General features: G+C 67.7%; 15 protein-coding genes. 8 read left to right on the top strand and 7 right to left on the bottom strand.

The window, feature by feature from the left end:
• The first annotated feature begins 19 nt into the window (after positions 1-19).
• Positions 20-493, top strand: coding sequence for a dockerin (locus tag CB0101_RS14870; RefSeq protein ID WP_136644192.1), 474 nt, complete (start codon positions 20-22; stop codon positions 491-493).
• A gap of 68 nt (positions 494-561) precedes the next feature.
• On the opposite strand, the gene bchM is transcribed toward CB0101_RS14870, so the two are convergent.
• Both bchM and CB0101_RS14860 read right to left on the bottom strand, forming a co-directional pair.
• The gene (gene bchM, locus CB0101_RS14865; RefSeq protein ID WP_010305164.1) at positions 562-1,287 is read right to left on the bottom strand and encodes a magnesium protoporphyrin IX methyltransferase; all 726 of its coding nucleotides are present in this window, start codon (positions 1,285-1,287) and stop codon (positions 562-564) included.
• Between the two features lie 43 nt (positions 1,288-1,330).
• The gene (locus tag CB0101_RS14860; RefSeq protein ID WP_010305161.1) at positions 1,331-2,464 is read right to left on the bottom strand and encodes an N-acetylglucosamine-6-phosphate deacetylase; all 1,134 of its coding nucleotides are present in this window, start codon (positions 2,462-2,464) and stop codon (positions 1,331-1,333) included.
• A 44-nt stretch (positions 2,465-2,508) separates the two neighbouring features.
• On the opposite strand from CB0101_RS14860, the gene purE reads away from it, so the two are divergent.
• From purE to CB0101_RS14845, 3 genes are read left to right on the top strand one after another with little or no spacing between them, the layout of a single operon-like run.
• Entirely contained in the window at positions 2,509-3,039 is a 531-nt protein-coding gene (purE, locus tag CB0101_RS14855; RefSeq protein ID WP_010305158.1) for a 5-(carboxyamino)imidazole ribonucleotide mutase, read from the top strand.
• A gap of 58 nt (positions 3,040-3,097) precedes the next feature.
• Positions 3,098-3,706 (top strand): hypothetical protein, encoded by a 609-nt coding sequence (locus tag CB0101_RS14850; RefSeq protein WP_029552796.1) that lies wholly within the window; start codon positions 3,098-3,100, stop codon positions 3,704-3,706.
• A 12-nt stretch (positions 3,707-3,718) separates the two neighbouring features.
• Positions 3,719-4,795 carry an AI-2E family transporter gene (locus tag CB0101_RS14845; RefSeq protein ID WP_010305152.1) on the top strand — a complete coding sequence of 359 codons (1,077 nt, stop codon included), beginning with the start codon at positions 3,719-3,721 and terminating at the stop codon, positions 4,793-4,795.
• Here CB0101_RS14845 and cysC read toward each other — a convergent pair.
• Genes cysC through CB0101_RS14830 form a run of 3 tightly spaced genes read right to left on the bottom strand, consistent with a single transcriptional unit; the run spans position 4,776 to position 6,894 of the window.
• Positions 4,776-5,423 (bottom strand): adenylyl-sulfate kinase, encoded by a 648-nt coding sequence (cysC, locus tag CB0101_RS14840; protein ID WP_010305150.1) that lies wholly within the window; start codon positions 5,421-5,423, stop codon positions 4,776-4,778. The genes CB0101_RS14845 and cysC overlap by 20 nt on opposite strands.
• Positions 5,424-5,429: 6 nt before the next feature.
• A complete protein-coding gene (locus tag CB0101_RS14835; RefSeq protein WP_010305146.1) occupies positions 5,430-6,563 on the bottom strand; it encodes a ChaN family lipoprotein in 1,134 nt (377 codons plus the stop codon).
• A 7-nt stretch (positions 6,564-6,570) separates the two neighbouring features.
• Positions 6,571-6,894 (bottom strand): translation initiation factor, encoded by a 324-nt coding sequence (locus CB0101_RS14830; protein ID WP_010305142.1) that lies wholly within the window; start codon positions 6,892-6,894, stop codon positions 6,571-6,573.
• A 59-nt stretch (positions 6,895-6,953) separates the two neighbouring features.
• Between CB0101_RS14830 and CB0101_RS14825 the strand changes: the two genes are divergently transcribed.
• Entirely contained in the window at positions 6,954-7,175 is a 222-nt protein-coding gene (locus CB0101_RS14825; protein ID WP_136644191.1) for a hypothetical protein, read from the top strand.
• A 16-nt stretch (positions 7,176-7,191) separates the two neighbouring features.
• Positions 7,192-8,445, top strand: coding sequence for a tryptophan synthase subunit beta (trpB, locus tag CB0101_RS14820; protein ID WP_010305139.1), 1,254 nt, complete (start codon positions 7,192-7,194; stop codon positions 8,443-8,445).
• Between the two features lie 6 nt (positions 8,446-8,451).
• Here the strand turns inward: trpB and CB0101_RS14815 are convergent, their stop codons facing one another.
• A complete protein-coding gene (locus CB0101_RS14815) occupies positions 8,452-9,501 on the bottom strand; it encodes an HrcA family transcriptional regulator (RefSeq protein WP_050778742.1) in 1,050 nt (349 codons plus the stop codon).
• Between the two features lie 5 nt (positions 9,502-9,506).
• Positions 9,507-9,851: a rhodanese-like domain-containing protein gene (locus tag CB0101_RS14810; protein ID WP_010305129.1), complete on the bottom strand. Its 345-nt coding sequence runs from the start codon at positions 9,849-9,851 to the stop codon at positions 9,507-9,509.
• Positions 9,852-9,928: 77 nt separating this feature from the next.
• Here CB0101_RS14810 and CB0101_RS14805 point away from each other — a divergent pair, with 77 nt between their 5' ends.
• Together CB0101_RS14805 and sixA are read left to right on the top strand one after the other, a co-directional pair.
• Entirely contained in the window at positions 9,929-11,527 is a 1,599-nt protein-coding gene (locus CB0101_RS14805) for a DUF3352 domain-containing protein (RefSeq protein ID WP_010305126.1), read from the top strand.
• Between the two features lie 3 nt (positions 11,528-11,530).
• A complete protein-coding gene (gene sixA, locus CB0101_RS14800; protein WP_010305123.1) occupies positions 11,531-12,088 on the top strand; it encodes a phosphohistidine phosphatase SixA in 558 nt (185 codons plus the stop codon).
• The last annotated feature ends 21 nt before the right edge of the window (positions 12,089-12,109 follow it).

Raw genomic sequence — 12,109 nt, 5'->3', positions numbered from 1 at the left:
GCAAGACCAGCCCACAGCCATGACCCTCACGCTCTGCAAGGTTCAGCGGGCCTCGTTCGATGACAGTGCCAGTGATGACGGCCGGCCCACGGTGGGTGACAGCTGGACTTACACGGTCAATGTTTCGACGGCTACGGGGCCTAAGGCCTGTGATGAGGCAACCGGCCAATTCTTTGGGGTTGAGGAAATTGTGCAGGAGCAATCGGTTGATGCCGGCGTGTCGAAATTCCTGACGAATTTTCAGGGCACGTTTGTGCTGCCTGATGGCAATTTGCAGCTGCGCTCTATGGGTTTTGTGACCATCAAGGCTGAGGAAATGGCGGAAATGAATCGCACTGGTCCGGTGGCGCTGGGGCTAGGCGATTTGTTCCCGAAACAGCATGAAGCTTCTGTAATCGGTCAGGGAGGGGCTTACACCGGGCAGATCGGGAGTGCTGTCGTGGAGCCAGGCAATCCCCCGGTCGTTCAGCTCAAGCTGTTCCAGCGCTTCTAACTCAAAGCGCGGCCGCCAGTGCGATCACAGCACCGGCGGCCAGCACCGTTGCTTGAAGCTCCATGAGCTCAGGCCTTCTCGAAGGCCAGCAGGCGGGAGAAATAGAAGGGGGCTTGGTTGAGGCTGCGCTGCTTCAGCACGAAGCCCGCTTCCTCAGCGGCTTTCACGATGCCGGCTTCTTTGAGGGTGTAGGCGCGAGTGGTTTTGCTGGGTCCGGGGAACAGTTGGCCAATGCCTTTGAGCAGGGCCAGCAGCGGCGTGTACGGGGCAAAGCTCACGATCAGGTGCTGCTCGGCCATGGAGGCCAGGTGGCGCACCATCTCCTCGGCCGGCTCCTGCGGGTAGTGGATGAACACATCCAGGCACACCACGGTGTTGTAGCGGCCGCTCAGGCTTTCGAGGTCGGAGGCCAGGAAGCTGATCTGCCCCTTTTGCACGCCCGCTTCGTTGGCGCGCCGCTCGGCTTCCTTCACCATCGCTTCCGAGAGGTCCGAAGCGGCGATGGAGCCGGCTCCCAGCTCAGCCAGCGGCAGGGTGAGGCTGCCCACGCCGCAGCCGGCATCACAGAAGCTGCGGCCCGCCAGGTTGCCCTGCTCCTTGAGCCAGGCCAGCACGTTGTCCACCGTTTTCTGGTGGCCGATACGGATGTTGCGCTGCACCTTGTTCACGTCGTCCGACTCGCTGTAGATGCGGTTCCAGCGATCGAAACCAGTCGTTTCGAAGTAGCCCTTCACCTCCTGCTTCTCGGCGGCCTTCTGGGCCTCAGTGGTGTTGAGAAGCTGCTCGGTGGGCATTGGAGCGGGCCTGCGGCGAACGGTGCGATGGCGCGGATCCTATTCAGGCCGCCCGGCTCCAGCGCAGATCTCCGGCGTCGCCGCTCCAGCGCAGCAGCTCCGCCAGGGGACGGCCGATCAGCTGCTGCGGCAATGGCCCTGTGCCGCCCAGGAGGCGCCGGGGCAGCACGGTGGCCGCAGCGATGGCTTGCTCGGCATCGCCGCTCCAGCTGGCCAGGCGCCGCACCGCTTCCAGCAGAGGCAGGGTTACCCCGGCGAGGGTGCCGTCCTCCAGACGGCAGCTGCCGTTCTCCACGATCAGGGCCCGCTCATCCCAGCGGTGCACCCCATCGGCCAGGCCGTAGGGGGCCAGGGCATCGCTCACCAGCAGCACCTGCTCGGGCAGCAGCCGCTGCAGCAAGACCGCCATCGAGGGCGCCACGTGCACCCCATCGGCGATCAGGCCCAGGGCCACGTCTCCCCGCAGGGCGGCCGCGGCGATCGGCCCCGGGGCGCGGTGGTGCAGGCCCGGCATGGCGTTAAAGGCGTGGGTGATCATCCCCACTCCCTGATGGAAGGCTTCGGCGGCCTGGGCTTCCGTGGCCTCGCTGTGGCCGAGGCTCACGAGGATGCCCAGCTCCTGGAGGGCCCCAATCACCTCGCCGGCGCCGGCAAGTTCTGGTGCCAGCGTGACCAGGGCGATCTCCTGTTCATGGCCGGCGATCCGTGCGTTGAGAGCTTCCAGGCTGGGAGCCGCCAGGTGCTGGCGGGGATGGGCACCGCGCCGGGCCTCCGCCAGGAAGGGCCCCTCCAGATGCGCCCCCAGCAAGCGGCAACGGCCCGGCTGATGCGCTGCCCTGGCTTCGCGCAGCACCGCCAGGGCTTGGCGCAGCTCGGGGATGCCGCAGGTCACCAGCGTGGGCGCGATCGCTTCCACCCCATCGCGCCAGAGCCGCTCCAGGAGCTCGAGCAGCCGCGGCAGATCGCCGGGTGTGAGTTCCGGAAAGGCCAGTCCCAGGCCGCCGTTGATTTGCAGGTCGATGCCCATTGGGCTCAGCCAGTCGCCACGCCAGCTCTCGCCGCGGGCGGCGCTGCTGGCAGGCAAGGGCTGCACCTGTTGGATCACGCCCTGGCGATCCAGGCCGATCCGCCACTGGCCAGGCTCAGTCGGCAGGCGCACACAGCTGAGCCAGCGCATTGGGATGCGGAGCGGGACAATGCCATCCTCGCTGGACCTCCCCGATGTCTGAACAGTCAGCCCCCCTGGTGGCCGTGGTGATGGGCAGCGACTCCGACCTGCCCACCATGCAGCCGGCAGTGGCCATGCTCGAGCGCTTCGGGGTGGCAGCGGAGGTGCGGGTGCTGTCAGCCCACCGCACGCCCTTGGAGATGGTGGCCTTCGCTGAGGCCGCCGCCGGCCGCGGTTTCAAAGTGATCATCGCCGGAGCAGGCGGCGCCGCGCACCTGCCGGGCATGGTGGCCTCGCTCACCACGCTTCCGGTGATTGGAGTGCCGGTGCAGACGCGCGCACTCTCCGGCGTGGATTCGCTGCATTCGATCGTGCAGATGCCAGCGGGTATTCCCGTGGCCACGGTGGCCATCGGCAACGGCGCCAATGCCGGGCTGCTGGCGGCCCAGATCCTGGCCACAGCGGATGCTGCTCTGGCGGAGCGGGTGGCGGCCTACCGGCAGGAGCTCCACGATCAGGTGGTGGCGAAGGATGCCCGCTTGCTGGAGCTCGGCAGCGCCGCTTATCTCAATCAGATGGGCTGACGGGCCAGTGACTTAACCCCGGCTTAACGTCCTCACGACGCCGGGAGCCCCTGTTGTGATGCCCCAACGACCCTTGGTACGGGTGGGTCTGATCGCGCTTTTGCCGGCCTTGCTCGTGTATGTGCTGGCGCTCTGGTTGAGCGCTGCAGCAGGGATCCGCACGCAGCTGGTGATCCGCGATCTGGCGCAGACCTGCGACACCGCTCTGGGGGTGGGCCTGCTCTCCAACATCGGCTACCTGCTCTGGATCTCAGCCGCCGCCATCGCTCTGTTCGCGGGCTTATCCGGCGTGCTGGCGATCCGCGGGCGTGTGCGGCAGTTGCTGGTCAGCGGTGGCCTGTTTTCGCTGCTGCTCTGCATCGACGACATGTTCCTGCTGCATGACCGCTACATCGGCAGCACATTTCTGTACAGTCTGTACGCAATCTTCGCGCTCCTCATCCTCTTCCGGTTTCGTCCGCAGGTGCGGGCCCTGGGGGGTGGATCGTTTTTGCTGGCGGTGGTGTTGCTCGGTGCGTCGGTGGTGATCGATCAGCTGCAGGAAGTGATTCCTGTGCCGTACACCACGCTGCAGTTGTTCGAGGAAGGAGCCAAGTTCCTGGGGATCGCCACCTGGCTGGCCTTCTGGTGGCAGGCCGCTGCCGGCGCCGCCAAGCTGAAGGCCTGAGCTTCCCGATCCATGCTCGAGCGCCTGGTGCTGCCGCTCTGGTTGCGCCTCAGCCTGGCTCTGCCCCTGCTCACCCTCAATCTCTGGGTGTTGCGTCAGTTGCTGCTGCCTTTGGCGCCTTTCCCGGCGCTGTTTGTGGCGGCAGCTTTGATCGCTTTTCTGTTGGATCTGCCCACCCGCTGGCTGGCGGATCGTGGCCTACCTCGCTGGCTGGCGGTGTTGCTGGTGGTGGGTCTGGGCCTCGGCTTGTTGGTGTTGTCGGCGCTGTGGCTGGTGCCGCGGTTGGTGGAGCAGCTCGGTGAGCTGATCAATGCCCTTCCGTCGTGGTTGGCGGAAGGCGAAATCTGGCTCGATCGTTTGGAGGAATGGGCGTCGGGACGCGGACTGCCCACCGATTTCACCGACCTCAGCAGCACCCTGTTTGCCCGCGCCAGTCAGTTGGCCAGCCAGCTCAGCCAGCGGGTGCTTGGGATTCTTGGGGCCACGGTGGGCATCACCGTGAACACCGTGATCGTGGTGGTGCTGGCGGTGTTTCTACTGCTGGGCGGCGAGCGGATCGTGGCCGGCCTGGCCCGCTGGCTGCCGGAGAGCGTGCGCGAGCTGGTCACCACCACCTTGAACCGCACCTTTCGCGGGTATTTCGCCGGCCAGGTGCTGCTGGCGTTGATCCTGAGCGTGCTGCAGATCGTGGTGTTCACGCTGTTGGGGATCCCCTACGGCGTGCTGTTCGCTGTTGCTATCGGCTTCACCACCCTGGTGCCCTACGCCAGTGCCCTCACGATCGTGCTGGTGAGCGTGCTGTTGGCGCTCGATAACCCCCGCACCGGCCTGGAGGTGCTGGCCGCGGCCATCAGCGTGGGCCAGGTGGTGGATCAAGTGATCCAGCCGCGCCTGATGGGCAGCATCGTGGGCCTGCAGCCCGCTTGGCTGCTGGTGTCGCTGCCGGTGGGTGCGCGCATCGGCAGCTTGATGGGCTTCGGCGATCTCCTGGGGCTGCTGCTGGCGGTGCCCGTGGCGAGCTGCATCAAAACCTTCTTCGATGCCTGGCGGCCGCAGCAGCCCGAGCCGCTCAGCCCTTCTGGGGAATAACGCCCTGGGCGCTCAAGTAGGCCAGCACCTGCTCCACGCTCTGCTCGAGGCTCTGGCTGCCGGTATCCACCTTGAGTTCTGGGGCTTCTGGGGCTTCATAGGGGCTTGAGATCCCGGTGAATTCCTTGATCTCCCCGGCGCGGGCCTTGGCGTAGAGGCCTTTGGTGTCGCGCTGCTCGCAGACGCTCAGATCAGCGGCGCAGTGGATTTCCACGAAGTCGCCGGCCTGCACCAGGGCGCGGGCGCGATCGCGGTCGGCCTTGAAGGGCGACACAAACGCGGTGAGCACCACCACGCCGGCATCGAGGAACAGCTTGCTCACTTCACCGATGCGGCGGATGTTCTCCTCGCGGTCGGCGTCGGAGAAGCCGAGGTCTTTGCAGAGACCATGGCGAATGTTGTCGCCATCGAGCACGTAGCAGGCCAGGCCGCGCTCGAATAGCGCCTGGTTCACGGCGTTGGCCAGGGTGCTCTTGCCCGAACCGCTCAGGCCTGTGAACCAGAGGATGGCGCTGCGGTGGCCGCGCTGCTCAGCCCGTGCCGCCCGATCCACCGAGGCGTGGTGCCAGGCGATGTTGGTGGAAGCCCCCTGGTTGGTGAGCTCGCCGTAGGTGGTGGTTGCGGTCATGGTGCGTCAGGCGTTGGCGCCATTATCCCTGGCCGCGAGGCGGGGGTCGCTGGAGGGAGGTAGCTGCAGCTCCAGCTGCCGTTGCCGTCCAGCCCGCTCGATCGTGAGCTGCAGCGGCCGGCCGTCGGGCTGCAGCCGCACGCCGCGGATCACCTGGCCGGCTCGCTGCACCGGCTGGCCGTTCAGTTTCAGGATCCGATCGCCGGGTTCCAGGCCAGCGGCTGCGGCGGCCGATCCCGGTGCCACCTGGCGCACCCACACGCCGTTCGCGTCGCTTTCCAGGTAGGCCCCGAGCCGTGCCCCCCGTGGTGCCGGTGTGCAGCCCGCCGGCAAGGCCGGGCGACGCAGGCTGAGCTGCGCGTTGATCCCCAAGTCGCGTAATTGCTGGGGTACCCCATCACCCCCTTCCAGATGCCCCACCCCGATCAGGGCCACCGCCAGGCGATCGGGGTTCTCGCGGTGGGCGGCCGCCAGCCGCTCCGCCATGGCGCGATCGCGCAGCAGCTGGCTGTCGATAAACAGCTGCAGATCGTCCTTGCTCTCGGAAGCAGCCGCCAGGCTGCGGTGCCCCCGCCAGCTGGCCTCCAGGCGCTGGCGATAGGCAGCTCTTGGTGGTGCGGGTGTGCCGATGCCGTCGCGCTCGGTCTTAGGGATGGTCGCCAGATCCTGCCGCCGCACCCGCCGCACCAATTCCGGCTCCGCATTGATCGCCAGCAGGGGAACGCCCCGCAGCCGGGCCCAGCGCAGCAGCGGCAGGTACAGCTCAGGGTCGTGCCCCCACACGGCTGGCCAGTCCACCTCCTGCAGCAGGGCGGCCTCATCCAGCTCGCCGCGGTTGAAGCGATCGAGGATCGGCTGGCGCGCCGCGGGGATCATCTCGAGTGCCAGCGTCAGCCTTCGCTGGGCGCTCAGGCTCTCCAGGGTGCCCAGCTGCCAGGCGTGGTCGTCAACGCTGGTGTGGATTTCGCCCAGCATCAGCACTGCAAGATCCGCTGTGCGGCGTTGCAGATCCAGGCGCTGCCGTTCGGCCGTCGCCAGGGCTGCCTGGCATTCGGCCGGCAGCAGCTCGCCCACGGCCGGCAGGCCGCCCATCAGCACGCTCAGCAGCAGGCCGATCGCACCGCAATCCCAGCGCCTCATCAGCACCTCAGCCCCCGGCTTGCTTCGGGCGATAACCAGCCTTCTCCAGAGCCGCCAGGGCCGGAGCCACCTGATCGCCTTGGAGTTCGATCACGCCATCCTTCACGGTGCCGCCGGTGCCTGCGGCCGCCTTGAGCTGCTTGAGCAGGGCCTTGAGCTCGCTCTCCGCTGCTTCGAGCCCGGTGATGGCGGTCACCATCTTTCCGCCCTTGCCAGATTTGGTGCGCTGCACCCGCACCCGCTGCTGCGTTTTTGGGGTGGGCTCCGACGCTGCGGCACCGCGCTGCAAGCTCTCCGGTCTGCTGAATTCCTGCCAGCCGCCCTTGGCCATTGCGCTGCCGTTCGCTACACCCAGTTCAGCGCACCGCTCAAAGCGATCCCGCCTCTCCCATGGACCTTCCGCCCCTGCAGCTGGAAATGGTGCGCTTGGGGTTTCAGGGTCAGCCGGCCGCGGCGGAGTGCAGGCCTTCTGAAACGCGGGTGAAGGCCAGTCTCTCGGGGGTGTGGGGTGGCCCGGCGGAGCCCTGTCGCCGCGAGGCGGGTCGCATCCGCATTGATGAGCCAGCCGGCTGGCCGGCGCTGCCGCCGCCGCCAGTTCCTACGCTGCAGTGATTCCGCGCAGGCGTCGGTGACCAGCAGCATCCCCCAGGTTGATCCCGCGGCCCTGGAGCTTGCTGCTCGGCCCAACAGCCTCGGCCGCTATGGCCAGTTCGGCGGGCAATACGTGCCCGAAACCCTGATCCCTGCCCTGGCGGAACTGGAGCAGGCGGCGGCCGAAGCCTGGAAGGACCCCGCTTTCACCGATCGGCTCAACCACCTGCTCCGCAACTACGTGGGGCGGCCGAATCCGCTCTATGAAGCTGAGCGGCTCACCGAGCACTACCGCCGTGCCGACGGTGGCCCGCGCATCTGGCTGAAGCGCGAAGACCTCAATCACACCGGTGCCCACAAGATCAACAACGCGCTTGGGCAGGCGCTGCTGGCCCTGCGCATGGGCAAGAAGCGGATCATTGCGGAGACCGGCGCGGGGCAGCACGGCGTGGCCACCGCCACCGTGTGTGCCCGTTTCGGCCTGGAGTGCGTCGTGTACATGGGCGCTGAAGACATGCGCCGCCAGGCCCTCAACGTGTTCCGCATGCGTCTGTTGGGCGCCACGGTGCAGCCCGTGACCGCCGGCACCGCCACCCTCAAGGACGCCACCAGTGAAGCGATCCGCGACTGGGTGACCAACGTGGAAACCACCCACTACATCCTCGGATCGGTGGCTGGGCCCCACCCCTTCCCGATGCTGGTGCGCGATTTCCACGCCGTGATCGGCGAGGAAACCAAGCGTCAGTGTCACGAAGCCTTTGGCCGCAATCCCGACGTGCTGTTGGCCTGCGTGGGCGGGGGCTCCAACGCCATGGGTCTGTTCCATCCGTTTGTGGAGGACACCAATGTGCGCCTGGTGGGCGTGGAAGCAGCCGGTGATGGCGTCGCCACCGGACGCCATGCCGCCACGATCACTGAGGGCCGCGTGGGTGTGCTGCACGGCGCCATGAGCCTGCTCCTGCAGGACGGCGAAGGTCAGGTGAAGGAAGCCCACTCGATCAGTGCCGGTCTCGACTACCCCGGCGTGGGCCCGGAACACAGCTATCTCAAAACGATCGGCCGTGCGGAATACGGCGCGGTGACCGATGCCGAGGCCCTCGATGCGCTGCAGCTGCTGTGCCAGCTGGAGGGCATCATTCCTGCCTTGGAAACGGCTCACGCCTTTGCCTGGCTCGACAAGCTCTGCCCCACCCTCGCGCCAGGCACCGAGGTGGTGATCAACCTCTCCGGCCGCGGCGACAAGGACGTGAACACCGTGGCCGACCGTCTCGGTAGCGCCCTCGGCGATTGATTGCGTTTAGCTGAGCAGCCGCTCCAGGGTGCTGGCCACGGCCTGCACGGCTGCCCGTGCTGTGGCATAAGCCATCCGCATCGGCCCGATTAGGGCCACTTGCCCAGCAGAACCACCGGCTGCGGCATAGCTGGCCTGCACCACAGCGCAGGCGTGCAGGGCCGTATCCGGGTGCTCGGCGCCGATCCACACGCCACCCAGTGGCGTGGCACGAGCGGGTTCCAGCACCCGCTGCGGTTCACTTTCCACGAGCTGGAGCAGGGGCCTGAGGGAGGCACTGCGTTGGAATTCCGGTTGCCCGAGCAATCCGCCCAGTCCCAGGGACACTGCACTGGCCTGTTGGCTGGTGTCAGCCTGCTGATGGCTGAGTAGCCCCTGGCGCAACAGGTCGCCGCAGCTCTGCAGTTGGGGAGGCAGGCTCTGCCAGTTGATCGGACCCTCGGCCAGCTGTTCGCTCACCCAGCGCTCCAGGGCCGGCAGGGTGTGGGTGCTGCCGTGGGGCAGCCGCAGGTTGAGGCTGGTGGCCGAGGCCCCGCCATCCACCAGAAACACCAGCAGGCGATCGCCGCTGGGCACCAGGCGCAGGGCCTGCAGGGCGGGGCTGGGTCGCTGTGGCCGGGTGATCAGGCTCAGGAGCCCCGTGAGATCGGCCAGGCGGCGGGCCAGATGGAGCAGGAGGTCGTCGAAGGCAGCCCACTGCAGGCTCAGCCCCATCAGCTCCCGCTGCAACTGGATGGCGGCGGCACCGGGAGCGGGCAGCAGGCAATCCACGTAGTGGCGGTAGCCCAGGGGGCTGGGCACTCGCCCGGCGGAGGTGTGGGGCTGGGTGAGCAGACCGCGCTGCTCCAGGGCTCCCATGGCGGAGCGGATGGTGGCGGGGCTGGCCTCCAACCCGAAGCGTTGCACCAGCGTTTTGCTGCCCACCGGTTCGGTGGTGTCCACGTAGTGACGCACGGTGGCCTGCAGCACTTGCTCTTGCCGGCGGGGCAATGGCTGCACGGGAGCGGCGTCTGTGTCGTGGGTGCCGGGATCGTAGGGGCGCTGTTGGCTCAGCAGGGCATTCAGTAGCGGGGCACGCTCGAATCCACCTCCACGCTCCAGGCGTCGATGCCGCCCTGCAGGTTCCACACCTTGGGGAATCCCTGCGCTTCCATCAGCCAGCAGCCGAATTGCCAGCTGCGCACGCCGGCATGGCACAGCACCACCACATCGCGCTCAGGGTCGAGGTGCTCGTGGAGGGATCCGATCCACTGCTCGGAGCTGCTGAGGGGCAGGTGAATCACCGGCTGTTGCAGCTTGGCCAGCTCCAGCTCCATGGGTTCGCGCACATCCACCAACTGGAGGTTCTCGCCGGCCTCCAGGCGTTGCTGCAGCTCCTGGGCGCGAATCGGGGTGGGGGTGCTCATCGCCAGAAGCTAGGGCCTGTTGGGGTGCCAAACACAGCCGCCATGCATAAAGATGAGGCCAGTCCTGCAAGCAACCGATGAAGGCCCGCCCCTTCCTGGCGGCAGTGTTGGCGGCAGCCATCGCGTTGCTGAGTCTGGGGGCAACGGGCTGGTGGTTGCTGTGGCAGCGCAGTCCCCTTGGGTTGCAGTCCCAACGGCTGGAATTGCCGCTGGCAGCTCGGTTTGTGCCCCGCACGGCACCGCTCAGCCTGCACTGGTTGCTCACACCTGATCAGCCAGCCGCCTATGCCAGGGCGGTGGCGGCACCGCGGCAGCGGCGCCAGGCGGCAGCTGCGGCGGATCGTTTGCGTGATGGGGCCTTCGCCGCCGCTGGCCTGGATTACGCCACGGAGCTGGCCCCCTGGCTGGGGCGCGAAAGCAGCTTTGCCCTCCTCACCCCGCCGGGGGCATCGGAGCAGCCCGGTTGGGTGCTGGCCCTGCGCAGCCGCGATGGCGAGGGCGCCCGCCGCTTCCTGCAGCGGTTCTGGCAGAGCCGCAGCCTGGCCGGCACCGACCTGCAGATCAGCAGCTACCGCGGCATGGGCTTGATCAGTGGCCGCGGCGCCCTGCTGGGCCAGGACCCGCAGCCTCTGGCCACGGCCCTGATCAACGACGAACTGGTGCTGATCGCCTCCGGCCGCGGCGTGCTGGAGCAGGCCCTGGATGTGTCGCAGATTGATGAACTGAATCAGGCTGCTAGTGCGCCGCTCCAGCAGGCCGTGGCACGCCTGGGTCATGGCGTGGCCTTGCTCACCGCCCGGCCGCAGGCGATGGAGCAGTGGCTGGGGCTACCCGGCCAATTGGGAGATGAGCCTGGGGCTGCTGTGGAGCTGGTGGCCGCCCTCAGCCCCGCCAGCCGAGGTCTCCAGCTGGATGCCCTCACCCAGTTGCGTGAGCCTTTGGCGGCTCTGCCGGCTGTGCCGATCGCTCTGCCGCAGCAATTGCAGCTGCCAGCCACCAGCCTGGCCCTGCTGAGCGAACCGGCCCGCCTGCTGGAGACCAGCGATCCCGATCCTTGGGCCCAGCTGCTGGGTCCGGTGCTGCGCGGTGCCCTCGAGCGCCTGCCTGCGTCTCTGCCGGCATTGGTAGCGGCTGAAGATCATGGACCTTTGCTCTGGGCCCAGTCCGGCGATGGCTGGCTGTTGGGGACCCAGGCGCAGCAACCGCCGCTTGAGGTGTTGGATGCGGCCCTGGCGAGCGAGGGCTACAGCAACTCGCCGCTGCAAAGCCATGGCCTCACGCTGCAGGCCTGGACCAAACTCCAGTCGAAGCCGGTGAAGGGCAATCCCGACCAGCTGCAGGCTCAGCTGGCGGGCGCTCGCTCCCTCCAGGGCGGTTGGGCTTGGTGGGGTCAAGGCCTCAGCGTGCTGAATCAGCAGGATGAAGGTCGCCATGCCCCGGCGGAACGCCTCGAGCAGCTGGAGAGCCTTGGCACCCCGAAGGCACCCGTGCAGTGGGCCATGGATGGCCCCACGGCACAGCAACTGCTGGCTGTCTGGCAGCCCTGGCGGCTGGTGAGCGCCCTCTCCAGCAGTGAGCTCACGCCGTTGGTGGATGGGGCTGCCCTCAGCCTCGAGGGCGATGGGCCTTCCGCTCGGGCCTTGCGGCTGCGCGGCCTGCTGCAGTTCAAGGGTTGAGCAATGGCACCGCGTAAACGGGAGCTGCTGCTACTGCGCCATGGCATCGCTGAGGAGCGGGTCGAAGGGGCCGACGACGCCCAACGCGCCCTGACCCCGGAAGGTCGTGAGCGCACCATCGCCCAGCTGCGCCAATTGGTGGATCTCGATCTCGGTTGTGATCTGGTGCTGAGCAGCCCTCTGGTGCGGGCCCGCCAAACGGCTGAGTTGGCTGTGCAGGCCGGCTTGGCTCCTGAGTTGGAGCTGGCCGCAGCCCTGGCCCCCCTGGCTGATCCGCTGCCTCTGCTGGAGCGCTGGCTGGGCGCAGTGTCGCCCCGGCCGGCCTGGCGGCGCCTGGCGCTCGTGGGCCATGAGCCCGACCTCAGCACCTTGGCAGCGCTGTTGATTGGTGTGCCCATGGCCCTGGCCCCCGAGGCCCTGCAGCTGAAGAAGGCCGGTGTGGTGCTGTTGCAATGGCCCAAGCCGCCCCAGGCTGGCCTGCTGGGCAGTGCGCGGCTGGAGCTGCTGCTGCCGCCTCGGGTGTTGCTGGGCCGGCGCCAGATGCCCCCATCCGGTGGCTGATGGCACCGAAGCGTGTCGCCC

It is taken from the genome of Synechococcus sp. CB0101 (assembly GCF_000179235.2).
Classification (GTDB): Bacteria; Cyanobacteriota; Cyanobacteriia; order PCC-6307; family Cyanobiaceae; genus Vulcanococcus.
Note: the sequence above shows the minus strand (reverse complement) of the source record. Positions and strands in the feature narration are given on the sequence as shown.